This window comes from Paraburkholderia sp. NPDC080076, from assembly GCF_050281145.1.
Taxonomy (GTDB): domain Bacteria; phylum Pseudomonadota; class Gammaproteobacteria; order Burkholderiales; family Burkholderiaceae; genus Paraburkholderia.
This window is the reverse complement of the sequence record NZ_JBNNWQ010000002.1, coordinates 655,427-681,281: the sequence shown is the minus strand read 5'-3', so window position 1 is coordinate 681,281 and position 25,855 is coordinate 655,427. Positions and strand designations below refer to the sequence as shown.

The 25,855-nt window shown below is 64.0% G+C and carries 21 protein-coding genes; 4 read left to right on the top strand and 17 right to left on the bottom strand.

The window, feature by feature from the left end; genetic code table 11:
• Nucleotides 1-102 precede the first annotated feature (102 nt).
• Nucleotides 103-315 carry a hypothetical protein gene (locus ACQKRQ_RS10430; protein ID WP_042327325.1) on the top strand — a complete coding sequence of 71 codons (213 nt, stop codon included), beginning with the start codon at nucleotides 103-105 and terminating at the stop codon, nucleotides 313-315.
• A gap of 104 nt (nucleotides 316-419) precedes the next feature.
• A complete protein-coding gene (locus ACQKRQ_RS10425; RefSeq protein WP_132376375.1) occupies nucleotides 420-1,448 on the top strand; it encodes a serine/threonine protein kinase in 1,029 nt (342 codons plus the stop codon).
• Nucleotides 1,449-1,496: 48 nt separating this feature from the next.
• Here ACQKRQ_RS10425 and ACQKRQ_RS10420 read toward each other — a convergent pair whose 3' ends face one another.
• Nucleotides 1,497-3,398 (bottom strand): DUF3857 domain-containing transglutaminase family protein, encoded by a 1,902-nt coding sequence (locus ACQKRQ_RS10420; RefSeq protein ID WP_427476770.1) that lies wholly within the window; start codon nucleotides 3,396-3,398, stop codon nucleotides 1,497-1,499.
• Between the two features lie 331 nt (nucleotides 3,399-3,729).
• Between ACQKRQ_RS10420 and ACQKRQ_RS10415 the strand changes: the two genes are divergently transcribed.
• Nucleotides 3,730-4,470, top strand: a complete 741-nt coding sequence (locus ACQKRQ_RS10415) for a PepSY-associated TM helix domain-containing protein (protein ID WP_427476768.1) — start codon at nucleotides 3,730-3,732, stop codon at nucleotides 4,468-4,470.
• A 64-nt stretch (nucleotides 4,471-4,534) separates the two neighbouring features.
• Here the strand turns inward: ACQKRQ_RS10415 and ACQKRQ_RS10410 are convergent, their stop codons facing one another.
• The 16 genes from ACQKRQ_RS10410 to ACQKRQ_RS10335 form a co-directional block, all read right to left on the bottom strand.
• A complete protein-coding gene (locus tag ACQKRQ_RS10410) occupies nucleotides 4,535-5,557 on the bottom strand; it encodes an XdhC family protein (protein WP_408176202.1) in 1,023 nt (340 codons plus the stop codon).
• Nucleotides 5,530-6,126 carry a CoxG family protein gene (locus tag ACQKRQ_RS10405; RefSeq protein ID WP_132376371.1) on the bottom strand — a complete coding sequence of 199 codons (597 nt, stop codon included), beginning with the start codon at nucleotides 6,124-6,126 and terminating at the stop codon, nucleotides 5,530-5,532. Before ACQKRQ_RS10405 ends, ACQKRQ_RS10410 begins: the two co-directional genes overlap by 28 nt.
• The gene (locus ACQKRQ_RS10400) at nucleotides 6,117-7,430 is read right to left on the bottom strand and encodes a vWA domain-containing protein (RefSeq protein ID WP_243658230.1); all 1,314 of its coding nucleotides are present in this window, start codon (nucleotides 7,428-7,430) and stop codon (nucleotides 6,117-6,119) included. Before ACQKRQ_RS10400 ends, ACQKRQ_RS10405 begins: the two co-directional genes overlap by 10 nt.
• 5 nt (nucleotides 7,431-7,435) lie before the next feature.
• Complete coding sequence (locus tag ACQKRQ_RS10395; RefSeq protein ID WP_132376370.1) at nucleotides 7,436-8,323, bottom strand: AAA family ATPase; 888 nt, start codon at nucleotides 8,321-8,323, stop codon at nucleotides 7,436-7,438.
• A 129-nt stretch (nucleotides 8,324-8,452) separates the two neighbouring features.
• On the bottom strand, nucleotides 8,453-9,250 hold the full coding sequence (locus ACQKRQ_RS10390; protein ID WP_132376369.1) for an FAD binding domain-containing protein: 798 nt from the start codon (nucleotides 9,248-9,250) through the stop codon (nucleotides 8,453-8,455).
• 22 nt (nucleotides 9,251-9,272) lie between these two features.
• On the bottom strand, nucleotides 9,273-11,654 hold the full coding sequence (locus ACQKRQ_RS10385) for a xanthine dehydrogenase family protein molybdopterin-binding subunit (RefSeq protein WP_427476765.1): 2,382 nt from the start codon (nucleotides 11,652-11,654) through the stop codon (nucleotides 9,273-9,275).
• A gap of 10 nt (nucleotides 11,655-11,664) precedes the next feature.
• The gene (locus tag ACQKRQ_RS10380; protein WP_408176198.1) at nucleotides 11,665-12,183 is read right to left on the bottom strand and encodes a (2Fe-2S)-binding protein; all 519 of its coding nucleotides are present in this window, start codon (nucleotides 12,181-12,183) and stop codon (nucleotides 11,665-11,667) included.
• Nucleotides 12,184-13,199: 1,016 nt separating this feature from the next.
• The gene (locus ACQKRQ_RS10375; RefSeq protein WP_132376366.1) at nucleotides 13,200-14,591 is read right to left on the bottom strand and encodes an amino acid permease; all 1,392 of its coding nucleotides are present in this window, start codon (nucleotides 14,589-14,591) and stop codon (nucleotides 13,200-13,202) included.
• A gap of 294 nt (nucleotides 14,592-14,885) precedes the next feature.
• Nucleotides 14,886-15,542, bottom strand: a complete 657-nt coding sequence (rqpR, locus tag ACQKRQ_RS10370) for a response regulator transcription factor RqpR (RefSeq protein ID WP_132376365.1) — start codon at nucleotides 15,540-15,542, stop codon at nucleotides 14,886-14,888.
• Nucleotides 15,543-15,552: 10 nt separating this feature from the next.
• Nucleotides 15,553-16,422, bottom strand: a complete 870-nt coding sequence (locus ACQKRQ_RS10365) for a sensor histidine kinase (protein WP_427476762.1) — start codon at nucleotides 16,420-16,422, stop codon at nucleotides 15,553-15,555.
• 431 nt (nucleotides 16,423-16,853) lie between these two features.
• Nucleotides 16,854-17,624, bottom strand: coding sequence for a ferredoxin--NADP reductase (locus ACQKRQ_RS10360; protein WP_132376363.1), 771 nt, complete (start codon nucleotides 17,622-17,624; stop codon nucleotides 16,854-16,856).
• A 660-nt stretch (nucleotides 17,625-18,284) separates the two neighbouring features.
• The gene (locus ACQKRQ_RS10355) at nucleotides 18,285-19,244 is read right to left on the bottom strand and encodes an ABC transporter permease (RefSeq protein WP_427476760.1); all 960 of its coding nucleotides are present in this window, start codon (nucleotides 19,242-19,244) and stop codon (nucleotides 18,285-18,287) included.
• 46 nt (nucleotides 19,245-19,290) lie between these two features.
• Complete coding sequence (locus ACQKRQ_RS10350; RefSeq protein ID WP_408248592.1) at nucleotides 19,291-20,328, bottom strand: ABC transporter permease; 1,038 nt, start codon at nucleotides 20,326-20,328, stop codon at nucleotides 19,291-19,293.
• Entirely contained in the window at nucleotides 20,318-21,892 is a 1,575-nt protein-coding gene (locus tag ACQKRQ_RS10345; RefSeq protein WP_243658271.1) for a sugar ABC transporter ATP-binding protein, read from the bottom strand. Before ACQKRQ_RS10345 ends, ACQKRQ_RS10350 begins: the two co-directional genes overlap by 11 nt.
• 436 nt (nucleotides 21,893-22,328) lie before the next feature.
• Nucleotides 22,329-23,348, bottom strand: coding sequence for an ABC transporter substrate-binding protein (locus ACQKRQ_RS10340; RefSeq protein ID WP_132376360.1), 1,020 nt, complete (start codon nucleotides 23,346-23,348; stop codon nucleotides 22,329-22,331).
• A 113-nt stretch (nucleotides 23,349-23,461) separates the two neighbouring features.
• Nucleotides 23,462-24,514 carry a LacI family DNA-binding transcriptional regulator gene (locus ACQKRQ_RS10335; protein ID WP_132377006.1) on the bottom strand — a complete coding sequence of 351 codons (1,053 nt, stop codon included), beginning with the start codon at nucleotides 24,512-24,514 and terminating at the stop codon, nucleotides 23,462-23,464.
• A gap of 337 nt (nucleotides 24,515-24,851) precedes the next feature.
• On the opposite strand from ACQKRQ_RS10335, the gene ACQKRQ_RS10330 reads away from it, so the two are divergent.
• Nucleotides 24,852-25,832 carry an aldose 1-epimerase gene (locus ACQKRQ_RS10330; RefSeq protein ID WP_427476757.1) on the top strand — a complete coding sequence of 327 codons (981 nt, stop codon included), beginning with the start codon at nucleotides 24,852-24,854 and terminating at the stop codon, nucleotides 25,830-25,832.
• Nucleotides 25,833-25,855 lie beyond the last annotated feature (23 nt).

Here is a 25,855-nt window from a genome sequence, read left to right as displayed (position 1 = left end):
GATTGGGTGCGTACGCAACGTTATCGGCGGAGCGACGCTTTTATCATCACCTTGACCGGCATGAAATCATAAAGCCGGCTATGGGAGAAACGGGGAAACATCATGCAAATCGGTTCCATTGTCCGATCGGTGCATATCGCCGTGCCGCAAGGCGCGCGCGGGATCGTCATGCGCATTCTCGGCGACATGGCCATGGTGGCGTGGTATGCCGGGGAGCCCGGCGCATCGCCGCACCTGAATACTGAACCCTTTTTCCTTGAAGACCTGATCGATACGGGCGAGCAAGTGCGACCGTCAAGCGCGCAGATGCATTGAAGGCAGTTTGAGTCCAAGCCGTGTGCAAGTTGTAAGCCGCGGGTGGTTCCGCGTTGTGAGCCTTCGCCCTCGTCTTTGACGGCGGCGCGGCGCACAATGCGGGCATGAACGACGACATCCTCGATCCACAGGACAGCGCAAACAGCGCTGTGCCTTTCGCCCGGCTCAAGCCGGAAATCGTGCTCGACGCGCTCGACAGCGCGCTCAGCACAGTCGGCGTGCGCACCGACGGCCGCATGCTGCCGCTCAACAGCTACGAGAACCGCGTGTACCAGGTGGGCGTGGAAGACGGCCCACCCGTGGTCGCGAAGTTCTACCGTCCTGAGCGCTGGAGCGACGCCGCCATCCTTGAAGAACATGCTTTCGTTGCCGATCTCGCCGCGCGCGAGATTCCGGCGGTGCCCGCGCGCGAGCTCGATGGCCGCACGCTGCATACCTTCGATGGCTTCCGCTTTTCCATCTTCGAACGTCGCGGCGGCCGCGCGCCGGATCTCGACCGGCGCGACACGCTCGAATGGCTCGGGCGTTTCATCGGCCGCATCCATGCGGTTGGCCAGACGCAGAACTACGCCGAACGTCCCACGCTCGACATCCACACCTTCGGCTACGAGCCGCGCGATTTTCTGCTCGCGCATCGTTTCGTGCCGGACGACTTGCGCACCGCGTGGGAAACCGTGGTGAACCTCGCGCTCGAAGGCGTGGAGCGTGCGTTCGAACGGGCCGGCGACATCCGTATGCTGCGCATGCATGGCGATTGCCATCCGAGCAATGTGTTGTGGACCGACGCGGGGCCGCATTTCGTCGACTTCGACGACAGCCGCATGGGACCGGCCGTGCAGGATTTGTGGCTGCTGCTGCCGGGCGAACGCGTCGAAGCGTCGCGCGCGTTGGCGGATCTGCTCGCCGGCTACGAAGACTTCTGCGACTTCGAGCCGCGCGAACTCTATCTGGTCGAAGCGCTGCGCACGCTGCGGTTGATTCACTATCAGGCGTGGCTTGCGCGCCGCTGGGACGATCCGGCCTTCCCCGCGGCGTTTCCGTGGTTCAACACGCAGCGTTACTGGGAGGATCGCATCCTCGAGTTGCGCGAGCAGCTTGGCGCGATGCAGGAAGGGCCGCTCTGGCCCGTTTGAGTGCATCCCGGTTGATGAAGGCATGCACTCTCTATCTGACGCGGGCGCTCACGGCGCCTGCGAAGCAACGCTCGACGACTCCACTAGCGTCGATCTGACGATCACTTCCGCACGGACGTCGCGCCCGATTGCTTCGATCGCGGGACGCATCTGCGCGAAGTCGTCGGGCGTGCAGACGTCGCTATCGAAATGCGTGGTGCCGTCGCGCGTCATCGTGACGACGTTGCCGAGCGGATCGAACGCGTACTGCGACTGGAAATCGACGAAGCGATCCTGGGTTCGTTTCGCCTCCGGCATGTCGAGCACGCGGAAATTGGCGGGCAACTCGATACGCGCGCGTTCGTGCAACGCCAGGTTGTGGCAGACGAACGGCTGCGTGCGCTGGCGCTCGCCGAGCCAGTAACGCGTATCCGCTTCGAAGCCGCCGGCCAGACTCGTCAACGCCGGAATCGAGGCCGCCGCGCCCGGCACCACGAGACTTTCCAGTGTCCCTTTCATGTTGATGACGAGCGGGCCGTCGGCGACGTCGAGGTCGTTGGTGGTGAGCATAGCGGTGCCACGCAGGTTGGCGCTGCGCAACTCGGCCTGAATCGACTCCTCGCGTTGCGCGGGCGTCTGCGTGCGCAACATCGCGCGCGCCTGTTCGGCCGAGGCGCCGACCGCTTCCAGCCGATACGTGAAACTCGCCGAGCCGTCCGGTTCGATCTTGATCGACAGATCGGTGTTACGCGTCATGAACGCTGTGGCCGGCGTGCGCGAGAGCACACCCTCGCCGACGAGCACGGTCGGCCGGTTCATATCGGACGATGGCAGAAAACCGAATTCGACATTCGACGCGGTCGAGTCCGCGTATTGCTGCAAATCCGGCAGCCACGTGATGATGTGATTGATCACGCCGTAGCCCGGCACGCTCGGCAGCGTGTAGATCGTGCCGCTGCTGATCAACGCCGGCTCGTTGCGCACGCCGGCCGCGTCGAGTAGCGCGCCGTAAAGCGCGACGTGATCCTTGCAATCGCCGTAGCGGTTCGCGAGCACCGCGCTCGCGCTGTGCGGCACCACCGCGCCGCGTCCGACATTGATCGCCACGTAACGCACATTGCGGCGTACCCAGTCGTACAGCGTCTTGGCCTTGTCGCGCGGCGTGCGGTCGTGAGCGGTGAGTTGTTGTGCAAGACGCGTGATGGCGGCGTCACGCGCGCTCGGGTCCGCCGCGGATTCGCGGTAGGTCGCGGCGAACGCGGCGTAGTCGGGGAAGGTCGAGACCATCAACCGGTCGCCATACGACACGTAGGCGACGGAACCACGTTCGAGGCGACTGAAATGAGCCTTGTCGTAGCGATATTCGTAACGCGTGCGGCCGTCGCGCGTCACGGGTTGCAGAGCGGTGAAGCCGCGCGCGTCGGCATAAAGCGGCTTGTCGGCGGGCAGATCGTAGATCAGGCGGAAGTTGTGCGTCGGCGCGAGATCGGGCGGCGTGAAGTCGCTGAATTCGCCCGGCACGATCGGCTGCTTCTGCGTCTTGCGATAGGTGAGGTGCACGCGCGCGCCCGGCTCCACGGCGGGGAACACGATCACCTTTTCCTGGATGTCCTGGAACATCGGCGCGTCGAACGAACGGGCTTCCTGGACGTCGCGGATCTGCTCCGGCTGCACGTCGTGACGCACGCCGTCGGCGGTGGTCGTGTAGGCCTCGAGAATCTGCACGTCCGCCATGTTGCGGTTGAACCAGACGTATTGCTGCGCGACCCGCGCGACGCCGGCTTCATTGTTCACGTGCAGCGTCATCGAATCGAGCTTCGAGAAGGAGCCGTCGGCGCTGACGGTGAAGGTCTGGGTCTCGCCTTCGTTCGTATAGGGATCGTCCAGTCCGGCCGGGACGCCCGCCACCGCACCGTGGATGCCGGCAAGCCAGCCGAAAGAGGCAAGACAGACCAGGAAAGAGAGGCGCATGGCAGGCTGGTATCCGAACGTAACGTTGACGGGATCGTCAGTTAGAGTCGGTTTGCGCCGCGTAGATGTCAAGCGGCTGCCGCGCGTTCGGATTGAGCAAACCGCTTAATTGTGTAATGATAGCCATTCTCATTTGAAAGGCATCGCCAGCTCTCTGTCACATTCTCCTCCTCTGTGACTGCCAGCCAGCCTCTCAGCTGGATGGCCTGGACCGCAAGCCGGGTCGTCCGGCACCTCCCTTTCGAACCCTTCCTTGATCAATGGCGGGTGAACGCGCGCTTTGTCGTCGTGTGCCCGCGATGGATCAACTTGCTGCGCCTGGAGCCCGGATTTGAACGCGCCTGACTCGATCGATATGAAACCCGCCGCTGGTCACGGCACGCAATACGTTGCCCATAAACTGGAGCGCGGCCATCATCTGATGGACGATGCCGAGCGGGCGGCGCGGCGTCGGCGTTCGCGGCGCGCGAACTTCATCAAGTGGCTGCGCAAGGTGCACGGGTGGGTCGGCCTGTGGGGCGCGGTGCTCGGCCTGATGTTCGGCGCGACCGGTTTTCTGCTGAATCACCGCGCCGGTCCGTTGAAGGTGTCGTCGGGCGAGCCGCAGGTCGAGGAAATGCAGATCCCCGTGCCGCAACAGCCGCTGCATTCGCCCATGGACATGGCGAAGTGGCTCAAGAGCGAATTGAAGATCGACGGCAAGCCGGGCAGGATGAAGCGCGAGCCGGCGCATCCGGTGGCGTGGGGCGATCGCAGCACGATGCAGCCGGAGTTCTGGCAAGTCGGCATCACGGGGCCGTCGCAGAACGTGCAGGCCGAGTATTGGGTGGGCAACGGTTTCGTCGCGATGAAACGCACGCACAACTCGTTTCTCGCGACCATGAACAACCTGCACAAAGGCGTGGGCCTGAGCGTCGGCTGGGTGTTGCTGATCGATACGATTGCCGGCAGCATGATTCTGCTTTCGCTGACCGGCGTCCTGTTGTGGACCGAGTTGAACAAGCGCCGCGTGGTGGGCGCCGTGCTCGTGGGCGGATCGGTGATCGCCGCGGTGGTGTGCGGCTTGATGTAAGCCGCGCTACGCTATCCGGCGCAGCGGCGGCCGGGAAAAGCGCCGTGCGCAGGCTAGCTTCGCTTCAAACGCTGCAAGCCGTCCCGCCGGAAGCCGCGATCTCCCGCGCGGCCTTTGCGCCTTCGACCTGAAGCAAGGTCGGCAGCGAAACGCCGTTCTTGGCCGCCGTCACCTCGGCGAGAATCGACACCGCGATTTCAGGCGGCGTGCGGCTGCCGATGTAAATTCCAACCGGTCCATGCAAGCGGGCCAACTCGGTATCGTTCAGATCGAACTCCTTGAGACGTTCGCGCCGCGCCTGATTATTCCTTCGCGAACCCAACGCGCCGACATAAAACGCCGGCGTCTTCAACGCTTCCATCAGCGCGAGATCGTCGAGCTTCGGGTCGTGCGTCAGCGCGATCACCGCGCAGCGCTCGTCGAGTTTCATCTCGATCACGGTGTCGTCGGGCATGGTCCGCACGATCTTCGTGCCGGGAATATTCCATTCCTCGGTGTACTCCTCGCGCGGATCGCACACGGTGACCTGATAATCGAGCCCCACCGCGATATGGCACAGATAGCGCGACAACTGCCCCGCGCCGATCACCAGCATGCGGTAACGCGGACCATGAATCGTCAGCAGACGTTCGCCGTCGAAATGCACGCCGTCGGTTGCCTGCGCGTCTTCGAGCTGCGTCGCGCCCGTCGACATATTCACTTCGCGAGCCACGAGGCGTCCGTTCTCCACCGCGTTGCACAGTTCGGCAATGCCGCTTTGCGGCGTCAGCGGTTCGAGCACCAACTGGATCGTGCCGCCGCACGGCAGCCCGAAGCGATGCGCTTCCTCCGCCGTGATGCCGTACTTGACCGCTTCCGGCCGTGTTTGCTCGATACCGCGTTGCCGCACGCGGTCGATCAGATCGTCTTCGATGCAGCCGCCCGATACCGAGCCCACCACGAGTCCATCGTCGCGCACCGCGAGCATCGCGCCCTCGGGACGCGGCGACGAGCCCCACGTCTTCACCACCGTCACCAGTAGCGCGCGATGTCCTTCTTCCAGCCAGCGTGCGCTGGACTTCAGGACTTCGAGATCCACGCTGTCCATGATTTCTTCCTTTTCGTTGCGTCGCCGCCGGACTCGCCGTCCGCGGCCTCATTCGATGCTGTATTGTGCGGCACCGCGTCATCGGCTGCATTCTCACCGGCGTCCGGGGCTGCCGCGCCCTCGCTGTCGCCGCCTACCTGGGCGCCGAAGCGCTTGAAGAATTCGCCTGCGATTTTACGCGCCGCGCCGTCGACGAGCCGCGAGCCGATCTGCGCGAGCTTGCCGCCGACCTGTGCGCTCGCCGTGTAGCTGAGCTTCGTGGCGGCCTCTCCGTCGGCTTCGAGCGAGACGTGCGCGTTGCCCTTGGCGAAACCCGCGGCGCCGCCCTGGCCTTCGAATACGATGCTGTACGAGTTCGGCGCGTCGATGTCGGTGAGTTGCATGCGGCCCTTGAAGCGCGCCTTGACCGGGCCGACTGCGGCGCTCAGCGCCACCACGTAGGCGTTTTCGCCGTCCGGGTCGATGCTTTCGCAGCCCGGAATGCAGGCGCGCAAAACCTCAGTGTCGTTCAGCGCGTCCCATGTGCGCTGCTGCGAAACGGGCAGCGTATGGGTTTCAGTCAATTCCATGATGTCGCTCCTGCGGTACCTGTGACGCCGGCACTGCGACGAGGCGCGCGCGAGAGTTGCGCGAGGTCGCGGCCGAACGCCGTCAGGCTGTCTAGATTATGAACTGGACGATGCGCGTCGACATACGGCAGGATCGCCTGCACGCCGCGCGCTTTCGGAGAAAAGCCGCTGAAACGCAGCAGCGGGTTGAGCCAGATGATGCGGTGTGCGAAGCGGTGCAGGCGGGCCATTTCGGTATCGAGCACATCGATCGCCTCGTGATCGAGGCCGTCGGTGACGAGCAGCACCGTGGCCCGCCCGGTCAGCACGCGCCGCGCCCACCGGCGGTTGAATTCGGCGAGCGCGGCGCCGATCCGCGTGCCGCCCGACCAGTCCACCACCTGCTCGGTGAGCGTCGCGATCGCCACATCGGGATCGCGCTCGCGCAGCGCGCGCGTCGCATTGGTGAGCCGCGTGCCGAACAGAAACACTTGCAAGCGTTCACGCGATTGCAACAGCGCGTGGCAGAAATACAGCACCGCGCGCGAATAGCTGCTCATCGAACCGGAGATGTCGAGCAGCAATACCAGCGGCGGCTTGCGTTCGACCACCGCGCGATACTTCCACACCGTCCAGTCGCCGCCCGCGCGCACCGCGTGCCGGGCGCTCGCGCGCAAGTCCGCATGCGTGCCGTGCGAGGCGGCTTTCAGACGACGCGTCGGTTCGGTGGCGAGCGGCAGACGCTGGCCGCGAATCAGGTGACGCAGGGTGCGCCATTCATCGGCGGAAAGGGTGTCGAAATCGCGGTGACGTAACCGCTCTTCCGCACTGAAGGTGACGTGCGCATGCAGTTCGTGTTGCTCGGTTTCCTGCGGCGCTTTGCCATGCGGTGATTTCGGCGCGCGCACGGCCAGTGCATCGGCGAGACGGTTGTTGCGTTTGGGTGGCGGCAGGCCGTCGCGGACTTTCGGCAGAAGCAGCGCGCGCAGCTTGCCTTCCCAATCGGGATCGCGCCAGAACAAATCGAACGCGGCGTTGAACAGGTCGCGCTCGTCGGGCGCCGACACCAGCGACGCGGCGAGGGCGGCGCGCACGTCGTCGCGGCGGCTCAGATCGATCCAGTGCAGCGCGGCGAGCGCATCGACGGCTTGCGCGGGCGACATCGGCAAACCGGCGCCGCGCAGCACGCGCACGAAATGCACGACGTTGCGGGCGAGCGTGGGCGTGTCGTCGAGCGGTGAGGCGGGCTCGCCGGACGCGCTGCCGGGCAAGCCAATGCGATGGCCTGAAGCGTCGCCGTTGCCCGTGTCGATTGAATTCGTCATGCTGGCTATCCAGGCGCGGCGAGACACTGTGCGATTTGCGCGGCATCGATGCGCGCCAGATCGTCCTGATACTTGAGCAGCACGCCAAGCGTGTTGTGCACCGATTGCGGATCGAGCTCCGTCACCGACAACGCCTCCAACGCGCGGCACCAATCGATCGTCTCGGCTATGCCGGGCGCCTTGAACAGATCCATGCCGCGCAGCCGGTGCACGAAATCGACCGCACGCCGCTGCAATTCCGCTGACGTTTGCGGTGCGCGAGCGGCGACGATCTCCAACTCGCGATCGCGCTCCGGATAGCCGATCCATTGATACAGGCACCGGCGCTTCAAGGCGTCGTGCACTTCGCGCGTCCGGTTCGAGGTCATCACGACGAGCGGCGGTTGCACGGCGCGGACCGTGCCATATTCGGGAATCGATACCTGGAAGTCCGAAAGCAGTTCCAGCAGAAAGGCTTCGAACGGTTCATCGGCGCGGTCGATTTCGTCGATCAGCAACACGCGCCGCGCGCCGGGATGATTTTCGTCCGGCATCAGCGCTTGCAGCAACGGACGCTTCAGCAGGAATTCGCCGCGATACAAGGTGTCGTTATCGGGACGTTCGCCCGCGGCTTCGGCAAGCCGCAGCGCCATGATCTGCCGCGGATAGTCCCATTCGTAAAGCGCGCTTGCCGTGTCGAGACCTTCATAACATTGCAGGCGCAACATCGAGGTGCCGAGCATGCCCGCTGCGGCCTTGGCGAGTTCCGTCTTGCCGACGCCCGGCTCGCCTTCGACGAACAACGGCCGCTCCATGCGCAGCGCGAGATACAGCGCGGTCGCCAGCTCGCGGCTGGCGAAATAGCTTTGGGCGGCGAGTTGAGCGAGGGTGTCGTCGATTGAAGCGGGCTGCATGGTGTTCCTGAATCTGCGCAATGGAGCGACGCCAATGAAGCAAAGCGGCCTTAACGCACATGAGCAAATGCGGCTGGTGTGTCCTGTGCCGAGGCACAAGACACACCAGCCACGAACGGCAAGGAAAAGCTAAGTGTTCGCCTTCGTCACCGCGCGCGCGGCCAGCACCGGAATCAGATGCGCGCGGTATTCGGCGCTCGCGTGCATGTCGGTGTTCAGGTCGGCAGCCGACACCGTCACCCCGCGTGCTGCCTCGGGCGTGAAGTTCGCCGACAGCGCGCTTTCCAGTTCCGGCACACGAAACACCGACGACGCCGCGCCCGTCACCGCGACGCGCACACCGCCCGCGAACTTCGCGACGAACACGCCGACCAACGCAAAGTGCGAAGCGGGATTGCGGAATTTCTCGTACGCCGCGCGCTCGGGGACGGGAAACTCCACGGCGACGATTAGCTCATCGGGCGCCAACGCCGTTTCATACATGCCGACGAAGAAGTCGCTCGACGCAATGCGCCGCCGGTCCGTGACGATGGTCGCGTCCAACCCCACGGCCGCCGCCGGATAACACGCGGCCGGGTCGTTGTTGGCGAGCGAGCCGCCTATCGTGCCGAGCGCTCGCACCTGACGATCGCCGATGTGCGCGGCGAGATCCGCGAGCCCCGGCGAGACGCGCCGCAGTTCCGCGTGATCCGCCACGTCGGCATGGCACACGGCGGCGCCGATCGTCACCGTTTTTGCGTCGACGGTGATCGCCTTGAGCGCGGGAATGCGCGTCACGTCGATCAGTTGCGACGGCTGGGCGAGCCGCAACCGCATGGTGGGCAATAGGCTTTGGCCGCCGGCCAGAAACTTGGCGTCGCTGTCGGCGGTGAGAATGGCGGCGGCCGCTTTGGGGTCCGTCGCGCGTTGATACTCGAATGAATACATGTCGAATGCTCCGCTCAGGATCTCAATGGGGTTGCTTGGCAGCGTGAATCGCGGACCACACGCGATGCGGCGTCGCCGGCATTTGCAGGTCGGTCACGCCGAGCGGCGCGAGCGCGTCGAGGATCGCGTTGATCACCGCTGGCGGCGAGCCAATCGCGCCCGCTTCGCCGCAGCCTTTCACGCCGAGCGGATTGTGCGTGCACGGCGTGCCCTTCACGGTTTCGACGGTGAAGTTCGGCAGATCGGACGCATGCGGCATCGCGTAATCCATGTACGAGCCCGACAGCAGTTGGCCGCTCTCGTTGTCGTACACGCAGCGCTCCAGCATCGCCTGGCCGATGCCCTGAGCGAGCCCGCCATGCACCTGTCCTTCGACGATCATCGGATTGATCACGTTGCCGAAATCGTCGACCGCGGTGAACTGCTGGATCCGGCACACGCCTGTCTCGGGATCGACTTCGATTTCGCAGATGTACGCGCCGGAAGGATAGGTGAAGTTGGTCGGATCGTAGAACGCGCTTTCTTCGAGGCCCGGTTCGAGCACGTCGAGCGGGTAGTTGTGCGGCACGTAGGCGGCGAGCGAGATGTCGGCGAACGCTTTGGTGCGATCGGTGCCCGCGACGCGGAACACGCCGTCCTTGAACTCGATGTCTTCCGCCGCGGCTTCGAGCAGGTGCGCGGCGATCTTTTTCGCCTTGGTTTCGATCTTGTCGAGCGCCTTCATGATCGCCGAGCCGCCGACCGCGATCGAGCGCGAGCCATACGTGCCCATGCCGAATGGAATGCGGCCGGTGTCGCCGTGGACGATCTCGACGCTTTCCAGTGCGATGCCGAGCCGGTCGGCCACCACTTGCGCAAAGGTTGTCTCATGTCCCTGGCCGTGACTATGCGAGCCCGTGAACACAGTGACCGAGCCGGTGGGATGCACGCGAATCTGGCCGACTTCGAACAGGCCGGCTCGCGCGCCCAACGCGCCCGCTATATTTGACGGCGCGAGACCGCACGCCTCGATGTAGCACGAGTAGCCAAGGCCGCGCAGTTTGCCGTTATTTTCGGATTCCTGTTTGCGCGCCGCGAAGCCTTTGACGTCCGCGAGTTCGAGCGAGCGGGCGAGGATGGTCTCGTAATCACCGGTGTCGTAGGTGAGGCCGACCGGCGTCGCGTACGGAAACTCGCGGATGAAATTGCGCCGGCGAATCTCCGCCGGATCGAGCTTCATATCACGCGCGGCGGTTTCCACCAGCCGCTCCACCACGTACGTCGCTTCGGGGCGGCCCGCGCCGCGATAGGCATCGACGGGAACGGTGTTGGTGAAGACCGCTTTCACTTCCGCATAGATCGCGGGCGTAGCGTACTGACCGGCGAGCAGCGTGGCGTACAGAATGGTCGGCACGCTCGACGCGAACGTGGACAGATACGCGCCCATGTTGGCGGTCGTGTGGATGCGCATGCCGAGGAACTTGCCGTCCGCGTCCATGGCCAGTTCGGCCTTGGTCACGTGATCGCGGCCGTGCGCGTCCGAGACGAACGCTTCCGAGCGCTCGGCCGTCCACTTGACCGGACGGCGGATTTTCTTCGACGCCCAGGTCAGCGCGACGTCTTCCGCATATAGGAAGATCTTCGATCCGAAGCCGCCGCCGACGTCCGGCGCGATCACGCGCAGTTTCGATTCCGGCAGCGACAGCACGAACGCGGCCATCAGCAGGCGCTCCACGTGCGGATTCTGATTCGCGACGTAGAGCGTGTAGCTCTCGTCCTGCACGGAGTAGCTCGCGTTGACCGCGCGCGGTTCGATTGCGTTCGGGATCAGGCGGTTATTGACGATGTCGAGCGTGGTGACGTGCGCGGCTTTGGCGAAGGCGGCGTCGGTGGCGGCTTTGTCGCCGTGGCCCCAGTTGTAGCAGATGTTGTCCGGCACTTCGTCGTGCACGGCGGGCTGGCCGGCGTCGGCTGCATGCGCGGTGTCGACCACGGCCGGCAGCACGTCGTAATCGACTTCGATCAATTCGGCGGCGTCCTTGGCGGCCTTGATCGAATCGGCGATGACGAGCGCGACCTGATCGCCGACGTGACGCACTTTCGTATGCGCGATGATCGGATGCGGCGGTTCGTTCATCGGCTTGCCGTCGGTGCTGTGAATCAGCCAGCCGCACGGCAGGCCGCCGACGTTGTCAGCGGCCATGTCCGCGCCGGTGAAGATCGCGACCACGCCGGGCGACTGTTTGGCCGCGGCGGTGTCGATGCTGTTGATCTTCGCGTGCGCGTGGGGCGAGCGCAGGAACACCGCGTAGGTTTGCTGGGGCAGGACGATGTCGTCCGTGTACTGGCCGTTGCCGGTCAGGAACCGATAGTCTTCCTTGCGTTCGACGGAAGCGCCAATCAGGTGAGTGTCGGGTGCGTTCATCGTCGGCTCCTCAGGCGGTGGCCGGTGCGTTGGCATTCGTGGCGGCGTTCGCCGTGCCGGCGGACTTCATGCCTTCGGCGCCTTCGAGCACTGCTTTGACGATGTTGTGATAGCCCGTACAGCGGCACAGATTGCCGTCGAGTTGGGCGCGCACGTCTTCGCCGGTGAGATCCGGTTGGCGCTGGACCAGCGAGACCGCGCTCATCACCATGCCGGGCGTGCAGAAGCCGCACTGCAGGCCGTGGCAGTGTTTGAAGGCCGTCTGCATGGGATGTAATGCGCCGTCTTTCGCGAGCCCTTCGATGGTGGTGATGTCCGCGCCTTCCGCTTGCACCGCGAGGATGTTGCAGGATTTGATCGCGCGTCCGTTCAGGTGGACCGTGCATGCGCCGCATTGGGCTGTGTCGCAGCCGACGTGTGTGCCGGTGAGGCGCAGTTGATCTCGAAGGAACTGGACAAGCAGAGTGCCAGGGTCGATTGAGGCGCTGATGGGCGCGCCGTTCACCGTCAGACTGATGCTGATCGCCATGAAGTTGTCTCCTTATGGGGTGAGACCGGACCTTTTTGCTTGGTCTTTCTTCTGTTGCCTGTTTCGTGGGGTCCGATGCGGGTGCTGCGGGGTTTTTCTTTCTTTATACGGCTGCTGAAAAGTAAAGCACAAATTGGGCTGGGGCGCTATGAGGGGTTTTTTTTGCGGGGTGCGCTTTTGGGGTGTTGGCCTTTCCTTGAGTTCATGGTGGTCTATTGGCGTTGCCCCTGTGCGGGGCGGCACCTACTTTCTTTGCCGCGGCAAAGAAAGTAGGCAAAGAAAGCCGCTTCACACCGCCAGCTTATAAGCGGCTCCCCTGGCTCGGAGGAGGCAGTGGTGCATCTGGAATCCGTGCCCTCGCACATTCGACGTGCGTGACAAGGCAGTCATGCTTCCCGCCTCGCACTGCGTGCTCGCCGGAACGGTCCGCATGAAACCAGCGGATTCGTTTGTGCGCCGCGGGAGCCGTCGGCTTCGCCTCGGCGAGGCGCCGAAATGGCCGCGGTTAAAGAAGCGCTCGGGCGCAAGGGGAGGGCCCGTGATTTCAGACGTGCCGCTGGCGAGACGGCCGGTGGTTTGAGAAGTGCCACCGGCGCAAGAGACGGCCGTGATTCGACGAGTGCCTCTGGCGCGAGAGACGGGTAGCGATTCGACGAGTGTTGCTGGCGCGAAAGACGGGCAGCGTTTTGAGAAGTATCGACCCGCGAGACAACCGCTGTTGGATGAACTACCGCGACGGCGCGCGGAGCGCCGCCGGAAGAATGAGCGCTTTGTCACTGACGCGTAATGTGCGAGGGGACGGATTCCAGATGCACCACTACCGCGACTGTGCGGGGGACCCGCTTAAGAACTAGCGGTGTGAAGCCGCTTTCTTTGCCTACTTTCTTTGCGGCGGCAAAGAAAGTAGGTGCCGCCCCGCACAGGGGCAACGCTAATAGACCACTATGAATTCAAGGAAAGGCCAACACCCCAAAGACCATGGGCAAAAAAAACAGCCAATAAGCAGGCAAAAAAAATCACTTGCTCAACTTGGAATGCCGCCGAGAATAGCCGAAATAGATAACCATCCCAATGAGCAACCAAACCACAAACGCCACCCAGGTAATCGCCTGAAGATTAACCATCAAAAACAGACAGGAAGCGACCGCCAAAACCGGCACAACCGGCACCCCAGGACACCGAAACGCCCTCGGCAAATCCGGATGCGTCTTCCGCAAAACCAGCACCGCAATCGACACCATCGAAAACGCGGCCAACGTACCGATATTGATCAGCTCAGCCAACACATTCAACGGCACGAGCGCCCCGATCAACCCAAAGAAAATCCCAACGAGCCAGGTAGTAAAAAACGGCGTAGCAAACCGCGGATGCACCTTCGAAAGCCGAGCAGGCAACAACCCATCCCGCGACATCGCAAAAATCACCCGCGTCTGCCCATAAGCCATCACCAGAATCACCGTCAGCATGCCCAGCACGGCGCCGAGGTCGATAAAACCCGCCACCCACTTTTGCCCCGCCACTTGCAACGCATACGACACCGGGTGCGAAATATTCGCGAACTGCGCCGACGGCACGATGCCGGTGACCACGGCAGCCACCGCCACGTACAACACCGCGCAAACGCCCAGCGACGCAATGATCCCGATCGGCAGATCGCGCTTCGGATCCTTTACCTCTTCCGCCGCGGACGACACCGAATCGAAGCCGATGAACGCGAAGAACATCACCGCCGCCGCGCCGAACACGCCGTTCCAGCCGTTCGGCATGAACGGATGCCAGTTGGCCGGCGTCACGTGAAACACGCCCACTCCGATCACGAGCAACACCACGACGACCTTGATCGCGACCATGATGTTGTTGATCCGCGCCGACTCGCGCACACCGACCGACAACAGCGCGGTGATCGCCATCATCACGAGGAAGGCGGGCAGGTTAAAGAGCGTGTCATGGCCGGGCAACGCGCCCGGCGCGGCCGTCAGCGCGACCGGCAAGGACACGCCGAAGCCCGACAGCAAGGATTGCAGATAACCCGACCAGCCCACCGACACCGCCGAGGTGGCCAGCCCATACTCGAGCATCAAGTCCCAGCCGATAATCCACGCGGCCAGTTCGCCAAGCGTCGCATACGAGTAGGTGTAGATCGACCCGGCCACCGGAATCGTCGAGGCGAATTCGGCGTAGGCGAGCGCAGCGAAGCCGCAGGCGACAGCCGCGATCAGGAACGAGATCATCAGGGCCGGGCCGGCCTGCACGGCACCCGTGCCGGTCAGCACGAAAATGCCGGTGCCGATAATGGCGCCTACACCCAGGAAGGTCAGATCGAGCGCACCGAGCGCTTTCTTCAAGCCGGCGTTCTGAGCACTCGCGGCGATCATGTGCTCGACGCTCTTTTTGCGAAACAGGGACATTGGCGGGGTCTCCAGTAGTGCACGCGTGTTGCGCGCCGAATGTCGGGAAACCCGCGATTTTAGCGGATGCATGCGCTTGCACCATTTTGGGACGTGCTTTTCAGGGCCGATGCGCCGGGCTGAAAATCCCCGGCAGAGACGATTCCAGCGGCACCCTCGTCCGCCGGACAGGCAATGGCCGCAAGGCTTTAGGTTGATGCGTGGCCAACTGGACGGGAAGCGCTCTCTTGCAAATGAGTCGCGGCAAGGCCGAGCTATGCAGCGACACAGAGTCGCGCTGGCGTCGAAGGGAGGTCAGCCCGCCATCGCCGGATTCAGATCGATGAGCCGGTTGCTCATCACATAGAACGTCAGCTCGGCGTTATTGCGCAGCTTCATTTTCTCGAGCAGCCGAGTGCGGTAGACGCTGACCGTCTTCACCGACAGCGAGAGCGCCACGGCGATATCCGTCAGCCGCTTGCCCGACGCGAGCATGCATAACGTCTGATACTCGCGGTCGGAAAGCTTTTCGTGCGGCAACTGTTCGCCGTCGAAGGAAACGTAGTCGGCGAGCGCTTCGGCCATCGCCGGGCTCACGTACTTGCGGCCCGCCGCGACCTGCTTGATCGCGCCGATCATCTGCGCGGCGTCGACGGTTTTCGACAGGTAGCCGGCGGCGCCGGCCTTCAATGCGCGCACGGCGTACTGGTCCTCGCGGTACATCGAGAACATCAGCACGGCCACGCGCGGCGCCTTGCGCTTCAGACGTTTGAGCACTTCCACGCCGTTCATGTCGGGCAGCGAAATGTCCAGCAGCACCACGTCATAGCTGTGGCGGGCGGCGGCGTCGAGCGCTTCCGCGCCGCTTTGCGCTTCGGTGACTTCGCGCGCCACGCCGCGGTCGAGCAGCAATTGGCGGACGCCCTGGCGAACCACCGCGTGGTCGTCGGCGAGCAGAATGCGAAGACTCATGATGGCGTACTCACGATTGCAGCGCGTGCCGAGCAGCGCGCGGCGCGTGCGCCAGCATCGCGTCCCAGGCAAAGCGCGCGCGCACGAGGGTTCCGCGCGACGCGTTGCCGCTCTCGCCGCGCTCCTGACCGGCGCGCCGTGCGCTCACGCGCAGCGTGCCGTCGAACGCCGCGCAGCGCGCCTGCATGCCGCTCAGGCCGAAATGGCCAAGGCGGCTGCGGGCGTTGCGCGTGACGCCGACACCGTCGTCGCTGATGATCAGCGTGAGGTGACGGCGGCTGGTTTCGATGCGCACGTCGGCCGATTCGGCGCGCGCGTGCTTGGCAATATTGTTCAGCGCTTCCTGCGCGACGCGGAATACGGCCAGCGCGGCGTCGGCGGGCAGGCGCGTCAGACGCACGTCGGCGGCGCACACGAAGCTCGTGCGCAGTTGCGTGCGCGCGGCGAAGTCGCCGGTCCAGTGGGCCAGCGCGCCGACAATACCGGCCTCGAGCGACGGCGCATGCAGTTCCGCGACAGCCTGACGGCTGGCCTCGCACACGGCGTCGAGCGACCGGTTCGCCACGGCGAGCGCGGCGGCACATTGCGGCGGCGCATCGGCGGGCAGCCAGGTTTCGACGCCGGCGAGCGCGAAACGCGTCGCCGTCAGTTCGGCACCCACGCCATCGTGCAACTCACGCGCCACATGGCGGCACGCGGCTTCCTGCGCCTGAACCAGTTCGGCCGAGAGTTCGCGCACGCGGGCGCGCAGCCGCGCGAGTTCCCGTTCGGCCGACGAAGCGAGCGCAACGGGCTCGCCCGCGACGGATGCGTCGAATCCGTCACGTGCCGGTGACGATGGAAGCGGGGCGGTGAACGGGACGACAGTCGACGTATCCATGACTTTCCCTCTCAGGAAGCGCTGTGGACAGCGAAGCGGATGCGCATCGGCGGCGCGAAGACGAAAGAACGCATGTGGGTCTCTGGCCTCCAGGTGCAGGCCATCGCGCTTAGGACGCAACGGCCGAATCGCTACGGTGTGAAGTAACGAAATTTACATTCAGTAACATGGCGGGTGTGCCACGACAGGCGTGTCAATTCGACTGATGATGCGCCGCGATGATATCTCATTAAAAGAAAAAATGCAGTTCCACCAAGGGTTAGCGCCTACATTTCACGCAATGGTTGATGATTTGCAACGCCCGGTTTGTAGGAAGAATACCGACGCACAATGTCAGTCCGGGGACGCCAAATTGTAACTGCAAAAAAAAAGGAGCCCGAAGGCTCCTTTTGCTGATTTCGCGGCGCGGGCCGCGAATTTCGGACCGTGACTTAGCCGACAAAGGCCTTTTCGACCACGTAGTGGCCAGGCGCGTTGTTGCTGCCTTCCTGGAAGCCCGCTTCGTCGAGCAGCTTGCGCGTGTCGCGCAGCATGTGCGGGCTGCCGCAGAGCATGATGCGGTCGTTTTCGAGCGAGAAACCCGGCACGCCGAGGTCGGCGAACAGCTTTTCGGTTTCGATCAGCTCGGTGATACGACCGCGGTTCTGGAACGCTTCGCGCGTGACCGTCGGGTAGTACAGCAGCTTTTCCTGAACCAGCTCGCCCAGATGTTCGTGCGCCGGCAGGTGATCCGTGATGTATTCCTTGTACGCGAGTTCGTCGACGAAACGGCAGGTGTGCGTGAGCACGACGCGCTCGTAGCGGTCGTAGATATCCGGATCTTTGATGATCGACATGAACGGCGCGAGCCCCGTGCCGGTGGACAACAGCCACAGGGTCTTGCCCGGCAGCAGGTTGTCGGCCATCAGCGTGCCGACCGGCTTTTTGCCGATCAGGACTTCGTCGCCGACCTTCAGATGCTGCAAACGCGACGTGAGCGGGCCGTCCTGCACCTTGATGCTCAGGAATTCGAGATGCTCTTCGTAGTTCGCACTTGCGAGGCTGTAGGCGCGGATCAGCGGCTTGCCATCGACTTCGAGGCCCACCATCGTGAATTGGCCGTTTTCGAAACGGAACGACGGATCGCGCGTGCAGGTGAAGCTGAAAAGCGTATCGGTCCAGTGATGGACGCTCAGGACGGTTTGTGAATTCAGGTTGCTCATGGCTTCTTGGATAGTGCGAAAACAAAGGCGGCCAGTCGTTTTGAGCCGGCCGGCACGGCAAGGGCGATGCTGCGCTAACCCATACGGGAATCACGCGCAATCCGCTATTTTACCGCGCCCGCTCCCTGAGGGCTGCGACGCGGCGGTTGAGCGTGGTGAAGCGGGTTACCGGACCTGGAAGCGTCGGCGCCGGCTGTCTTTGCGATCGGCGCCGCGGAATACGTTGGCGTGGTGCGGCTACGCGCTTCAGCAGGGGTGCGGCGATGGGCGAATGCCGCGCACGGCGGCTGCCATCGGTTATCCGGGATGCGCCGGGTAGGCGCGCCGCGCGGGCAACATTTTCAGGATGATACCGAAACCCGCCATGCGCTGCAGCATTGACCCTGCTGATAAAACTGGCAAAAGCGTAATGGATGGTGAGGAAGCGGAACGCGGCGAGGTGCGCGGCGTGCGTGCGAGGGCGTTTCTATCGGGCCCGTTCTGATCGTGATAGGTTGGTACACAAAGGCGTGCGGGTGATTGCTAAAAACGCCGGAATCCCAGTTATAGTAAGGATTCTGGCGTTTTCCGCTTTGATTACCTCGATGCTCATGAAAGTGAGCACAAGACCGCCGCGAGCTCTCGCCGCATCGATCGACCGTTTGAGCGTGAATCAGCCAATCACGCCGCAGCCACGACCCGCTTTTTCCCGCGCTGCTTCAGCACGCGAGCCTGCAACACGATCACCAGCAGCAGGAACACGCCTCGAATCACCGACTGCCAATACGCCGACAAGCTGATAAACCCCAGCCCGTTCTCGAAGTTCAGCAGATTGAACACCAGCCCGAGCAACAACACGCCGGCAATCGTCATCGCGATCGAGCCTTCGCCGCCCGTGAGCAGCGTGCCGCCGAGCACCACCGCCGAGATCGCGAACAGCTCCCAGCCGACGCCTTCGTTCGGTTGTCCCGCGCCGAACTGCGCGGCGAGGATCACGCCCGCCATGCCGGCGAGCAGGCCGCTCACCGCATAGGCCATCACGAGCGTGCGGTCGACGTTCAGGCCCATCAGCCGCGCGGCTTCCTCGCTGCCGCCGATCGCCAGCGAATGCCGGCCGAAGCGCGTACTGCGCAGCGCGAGCCAGCCGGCTAACGCCGCCACGACGGCGACGAGGCCCGGAATCGGCAGTGCGAACAGATCGCCCTGGCCGAAGTTGCCGAAGTTCGAGTCGGCGGCAATCGACACCGCATCGTTCTTGCCGAGCAGCAGCGCGACGCCGTGCGCGCCGAGACTCGTCGCGAGCGTGACGATGAACGGCAGGATTTTCAGGCGCGTGATGATCAGGCCGTTCAGCACGCCGACCGCGAGTCCCGCGGCGCATCCTGCCAGCACGGCGACCCAACCGCCATAGACGCTGGTGAGCGCGGCGACGACACTGGCCAGCGCGGCCACCGTGCCCACCGACAGATCGATGCCGCCCGTGATGATCACGAACGCCATGCCGACCGAGATCAGCGCGAACATCGAGTTGTAGCGCCAGAACGACGTGATGTTGTACGCCGAGCCGAAATGCTCGTAGCGCACGAGGCCGAATACGACGAGCGCGGCTAGTGCGAGCAAGATAGGGAGATTCTTTTTCATCGCTTCGAGTCCGGAATTTTCTCTGAGGCGCGTGATTTAGCGAGACTTAGCGCGAGCGCCGCTGCACATAAACCGCCGCGACGATGATGCCGGCCTTCACCACCAGCGCCGCCGCGTCGGGAATGCCGTGCGCGAGCAGCGTGTAGCGCAGCAACTGGATGATCAGCGCGCCGATCAGCGTGCCGCCGATATACGCCTTGCCACCGGTGAGCGCCGTGCCGCCGACGGCGACTGCCGCGATCGCGTCGAGCTCGACGCCGAGCCCGACCACGTTCGCATCCGAGGACGAATTCACGGAGATCGAGATCAGCCCCGCCAGCCCCGCGAGCGCAGCGCACAGCGTGTAGGCGATCAGCTTCACCGTGGCCGTCGGCACGCCACACAGATAGGCGGCCTTTTCGTTGCCGCCGGTGATCAGCAGATACTGGCCGAACAGGGTCTTGCGCACGACCCACACGAATACGGCGACCAGCGCCAGCATCAGCAGCACCTGGAAGGGCACGCCTGCAACCTTGCCCAGCGCGATCCACTGGAACGCGGGCGTGTTGAACGCCTGCAGGCTGCCGTCGGTGACCACTTGCGCGATGCCGCGTCCGGCGATGAACAGCACCAGCGTCGCGACAATCGGCTGCACGGATAACCTCGTCACCAGCAAGCCGTTGAAGACGCCACACAGCGCTGCGGCGAGCACCGGCAGCACGAACGCGAGCGCAATGCCGCCGGGTCCGGCAATGTTCAGGAACAGCATCGGCGCGAGCGCACCGGAGATCGCCATCGACGCGCCCACCGACAGATCGATGCCGCCGGTCGCGACCACCAGCGTCATGCCGATGCCGACGATCACGATCGTCACCACCTGCGTCATGTTGACGTTGAAGGTTTGCAGCGACCAGAAATGCGGCGTGAAGATCAGATTGAAGAGCACCATCGCGAGCAGGACGATGACTTCCCGCTGCATGGCGAGATGGCGCCATTTACGCACCGTCGTTGCCGGGGCGGCGGGCGGCGCGGCCGTCATCTGCTGGGCGGTTTCGCCGAGCCGCGGCTCGGTATGCAACGATTCCGTGTGCAACTTAAGCGCCATGACGGTCGCCCTCCAACGCGTCTTCGATGTGTGCGGCGTTTGCCGTTTGCGCGGCTTCGGCCAGTTGCGAATGGCCGTCGCTGCCGTAGGCGATGGCGTCCATGATCGCGCTCTCGCTCATGTCGGCGCCGTTCAGTTCGGCGACCGTGCGGCCGTCGCGGATCACCACCGCGCGATCGGCCACGGCGGTCAGCTCCTCCAGTTCGGAGGCGGACAGCAGCACGGCGAGGCCCGCGTCGCGCAACTCGCGCACGATCTTCGCCACATCCGCTTTGGCGCCGACGTCGATGCCGCGCGTCGGTTCGTCGAGCAGCAAGAGCGAAGGCTCGGCTGCGAGCCAGCGCGCCAGCAAAACCTTCTGCTGATTGCCACCCGACAGTTCGCGGATCGGCTGATCAGCGGAACGCAGCTTGATGCCGAGCGACGCAATGAAACGATCGACGATCGCCTGCTGCTTCTTCACGTCGACCACGCCATTCTTTGCCAGCGTGCGCAGACAGACGAGCGTGAGGTTGTCACGCACCGAGAGTTCGGGGACGATGCCCTCGGCCTTGCGGTCTTCGGTGAGGTACGCGAGGCCGCGCGCAATCGCGTCCTGTGGCGACTTCAGCGCCACCGTTTCGCCGCCGATCGAGAGCGAGCCTTGCTCCAGCGGATCGGCGCCGAACATCAGCCGCATGGTTTCCGTGCGGCCCGAGCCGAGCAGGCCCGCGAGACCGACTGCTTCGCCCGCATGCACTTCGAGCGAGACGTCGCTCACCTTTGGATGCGCGCTCAGTTGCGTCGCCGCAATCATCTGCTTGCCGCGCCGCGCGAGGTTCGCTTCGCGCGCGTCGGCGTCGTCCTGCACGACGGCGGCGAGCGTGCGGCCGAGCATCGTCGTGACGAGCTGCAGTTTGTCCATGTCCGCCATCGTGCTTTGCGCGACGGTCTGGCCGTCGCGCATCACGGTGACGCGGTCGCACAGCGCATAGAGCTCGTCGAGCCGATGCGACACGAAGATCACCGCGCGGCCGTCGTCGCGCAGCTTGCGCACCACGGTGAAAAGCAACTCCACCTCCCGTTCGTCGAGCGATGAAGTTGACTCGTCCATGATGACCATCTTTGCGTCCGACGACACCGCGCGCGCAAGCGCGACCATCTGCTGGATCGCGGTCGAATAGCGGCCGACCGGTTTCTTCACATCGATCTGCAAACCGAACGATTCGAGCAGTGCGGCGGCGCGTTGCTGCACCGCGCGCCAGTCGATCAAGCCGAAGCGGCGCGGCTCGCGGCCGAGGAAAATGTTCTCCGCCACCGAGCGGAACGGCACCAGATTGATCTCCTGATAGATCGTGCTGATGCCGGCTTCGCGCGCCTGCTTGGGCGTGCGGAAATCAACTTCGCGGCCTTCAAAGCGCACGCTGCCCGAGCCCCGCCGATACGCGCCGGTCAGGATCTTGATCATGGTCGATTTGCCGGCGCCGTTCTGGCCGATCAGCGCATGCACTTCGCCGGCGGCGACGCTCAGATTGGCGCTGCGCAACGCGGGTACGCCGCCGAAGCTGATGCCGATGTCCTGCATCTCGAGCAGCGGCGAACGGGTAAGGGGAGAGTGTGGCGTCTCTTTGCCGGATTCCGTCACGGGTGTCCTCCTGATGCGTGTGCTGCCTGATTTGCCGCGTGCGCGCCATGCATTGCACGTGCGAGCCGGTGCGGCCTTTCGTTCGGGCTCAGATGCGGGCGGTGTCGCCGAACCATGTTACGCCGCATAAAAGCGAAGCGACGGCTCGTGCTGCCACGAACGCGTCGCTCCGAACCCTTCCCGCCACCCGCCCCCCGAGGAGACAGATTCGGGGCGGGGACGTCCAGCAAAGCAATCCCCGGACCCCCGATGTTTCAAACAGAACTTACTTCGGGCGGGGCGACTTCCTTCTTCGGGGCGCCGCCGGAGCGCGTGGACGCTCTGCGACAGCGCAGCGCTCAAACTTCAAGACCGCGCATACAGCGGCGCTTAGCCATCAATAGCCGTACTGCATGTTCTGCTGCACGTTGCTCTTGTCGTAGAACTTGTCGGACACCTTGACCCACGTCGGGATCTTTTCGCCCTTCGCGTAACGCTGTGCGACGTCGCAGGCGAGCGGGCCGAAGAACGGGCTCGACTGCACGCTCGCGCCGAGTTCGCCGGCCGCGATCGCGTCCATGCCGCCCTTGGTGCCGTCGATCGTGACGATCTGGATGTCCTTGCCCGGCTGCTTGCCGGCAGCCTTGATCGCGGCGATCGCGCCGAGCGCCATTTCGTCGTTGTGCGCGTAGACGGCGGTCACGTCCGGATGCGCCTGCAGCAGCGTTTCCATGACCTGGCGGCCCTTGTCGCGCGCGAAGTCGCCGCTTTGCGACGCGATGATCGTCATGCCCGGATTCTTCGCGATGATCTCGTCGAAGCCCTTCTTGCGATCGTTCGCGGCGGACGCGCCGGTGGTGCCTTCGAGTTCGATGATCTTCGCCTTGCCCCCAGTCGCCTTGACGAGCCAGTCAGCGGCGCGATGGCCCTGATCAATGAAGTCCGAACCGATGAAGGTGATGTAGTCGCGGCCCGCCTTGGCGACCGATTGATCGACGTCGCGGTCGACCAGGATGACCGGAATGCCGGCCTTCTTGGCTTGCAGCACGACCGGTGCAAGCGGCTTTTCTTCGCGCGGCGGGAACACCAGCAGATCGACGTGCTGCGCGATCATGTTCTGGATGTCCGATACCTGTTTGGAGTTCGAGCTGTTGGCGTCGGTCATGACCAACTGCCAGCCGCACTTCGCGGCGATGTCCTTGAAGCTCTTGGTTTCCGCCAGACGCCACGGATTGTTGCTTTCGGTCTGCGCGAAGCCGACCTTCAGCGGAGTCTTGCTGGATAACTTCGGCAGCGCGTCGTCGGCGTGCGCGGCGGCGACACCGAAACCGATTGCCAGAGCCAGCAGCGAACCCGCCAGCGGACGAATCTGCTGCTTGCGCACGTGACTGCGCGACTGCGTGTTGAGCGACGCCATGTCTTCCTCCAGTACCTGGTGAGGTAGGTGTATTTGCTTTTAATTTCTCCTGCCGGCCGGCGTTGATCTGCCCCACCGGACGTGCCGATTATTCCATCCTGAATTATTATCGGTCAATCACTAATAATATTAATTATTGGCTTTTTTGCCTCGGTAATTACCCTGACCGAACCGCGTTCGACGAGCGGACCGTCGAGCTTGACCATGCGATGCCGAACCGGCGCGCCGGCGGCACGGTTGTGTTCTTCCTGCAGCAAGGTCTCAACGGCCCAGCGCCCCAATTCGTAGTTCGGCAGCACGACCGTCGAAAGTGGCGGATGCGTGTGGCGGGCAATTTCCTGGTCGTCGTAGCCGAGCACCGAGACGTCTTCGGGCACGCGCAGGCCGAGTTGCTTCAGCGCTTCGATCGCGCCGATGGCGGTGAGGTCGTTGGCGCAGAAAATCGCGGTCGGCGGATTGGGTTCGCGCATCAGCGAGAGCGTCAGTTCGAAGCCGAGACCCGAGCTCCAGTCGCCGTCGCGCACCATTTCCGGCGCGTAGGGCAGGTCGGCGGTCGCGAGCGCGGTGCGGTAGCCTTTGAGGCGATCCTTCGAGGCATCCTGCCAGGGCTCGCCGTTGATATAGCCGATCCGCCGATGTCCGGCTTGCAGCAGATAGTCGGTCGCCAGATGGCCGCCGGCCACTTCGGCGGGCACCACCGAAGAAAACCCGCCTTCGCCCGTATAGCAGTTCAGCAGCACGGTCGGCACCTGTGACAGCGCCGTCGGCGGCGTCACCTTGCGCGTATAGACGGTCGCGTAAATCACGCCGAACACATGCGGATTCGACAGCGTGGTGTCCAGCACCTGCTTCTCGATGTCGGCGTTGCCGTGCGTCGAATAGACCGCCAGCATCTTGCCGCTTGCGTAGGCCGCATCGCGTGCGCCGTCGATGTTTACAACCGGATGCGGACTGGTGGAAATTTCGTCGGCGAGATAGACGATCAGATTGCGTTCATCGGCCGAGGCCGACACCGGCTCGCGCAGCGACAGCCGGTAGCCGAGGTCGTGCGCGGCCTTCAGCACCTTGTTGCGGGTAGTCTCCGAGAACTTCGCGCCGGTCGCGTTGTTCAGCACCAGCGAGACAGTCGATTGCGACACGCCAGTGAGCTTGGCGATGTCGGTCATGGTCGGACGGCGTTGAGTCGATTTTTTCATTGTGCGGGCCGCAGGAGCGGCGCTAAAGCTGGGGCATGCCGTGGGCATCTCGGTGCTTGACGGTACCACTAATAATATGCGCGCGGCAACGCGCGCTAACCCGTCATTTGGGAGAGCTTCATCGCCGTTTGCACGACCTCAGGCCTGCAATTTATTACTAATAATATTGACGACTGCGCTTTGGCGTGCGATTCTCGGTCGCGCGGATTCTGACAGTCCGCCGGCCGCGCGTTGTGCGCGGCACGTCATAGGAGACACCGATGCGTGTTCATGCCGCCATCCGCCTGAGGCCCCGACTTTTCTGACCATGCGCGACGTTTCCTTGAAATCGATCCGCCCGCTCGCGACCGGGCTCATGTGGCTCGATGATCCCGCGGTCGTGGCCACGGTCGTCACGCTCTCGGCCGGCGCGCTGCGTGCCGTGATTGCGCCCGAAGTGGGCGGCGCGCTGGCGGCGTTCTACGAGACGACGCCCAACGGCCCGCTGCATTGGCTGCGGCCGGCCGTGCCGGCGGCCTTCGCTGAACGCGATCCGCTGCGCATGGCGAGCTTTCCGCTCTTTCCCTACTGCAACCGGATTCGCGACGCGCGTTTCGACTTCGACGGCCGCACGATCGATCTCGCCGGCAACGACACGCGTTTCGGCCATGCGCTGCATGGGAATGCGTGGCGGCATCCCTGGCAAGTCGGAGCGCGTACCGAAAGCTCGGTCGAACTGCACTTCGAACATGAACCGGATTCGCGCGTACCCGGCGACTGGCCGTTTCGCTATCGTGCGCGGCAGCGTATCGAGTTGAGCGGCGGCGCATTGCACATTACGCTGTCGGCGCAAAACCTGACAGGGCGGCCGATGCCGTTCGGCATGGGGCATCACCCGTACTATCCGCGTACTGCGCAGACTCGCGTGTACGCCGACGTGGCGGCCATGTGGCACGCCGACGCCGACGTATTGCCGACGCATCTCGGCCCGCATCCCGCTGTGACCGCGTTGCGCGAAGGCATGTCGCCGGACGCCTTCGATCTCGATAACAACTTTGCGAACTGGTCGCGCGAGGCGACCATTGCGTGGCCCGACGAACACCGTCGACTGACGATGACCGCCGACGCGCCGTTCGATCACATGGTGATATTCGCGCCGGCCAATGATGCGCAACTGTGCGTGGAACCGGTGACGAACACCACCGATTGCTTCAACGCGGTCGGCATGCGTGAGCACGTGGGCGGCTGCGTGTTGCAGCCGGGCGAGGAGATCGCCGCGACGCTGAAATGGACGCCGCACAAGGACTAATATGCGGCGCCTGTGGTTTGGTC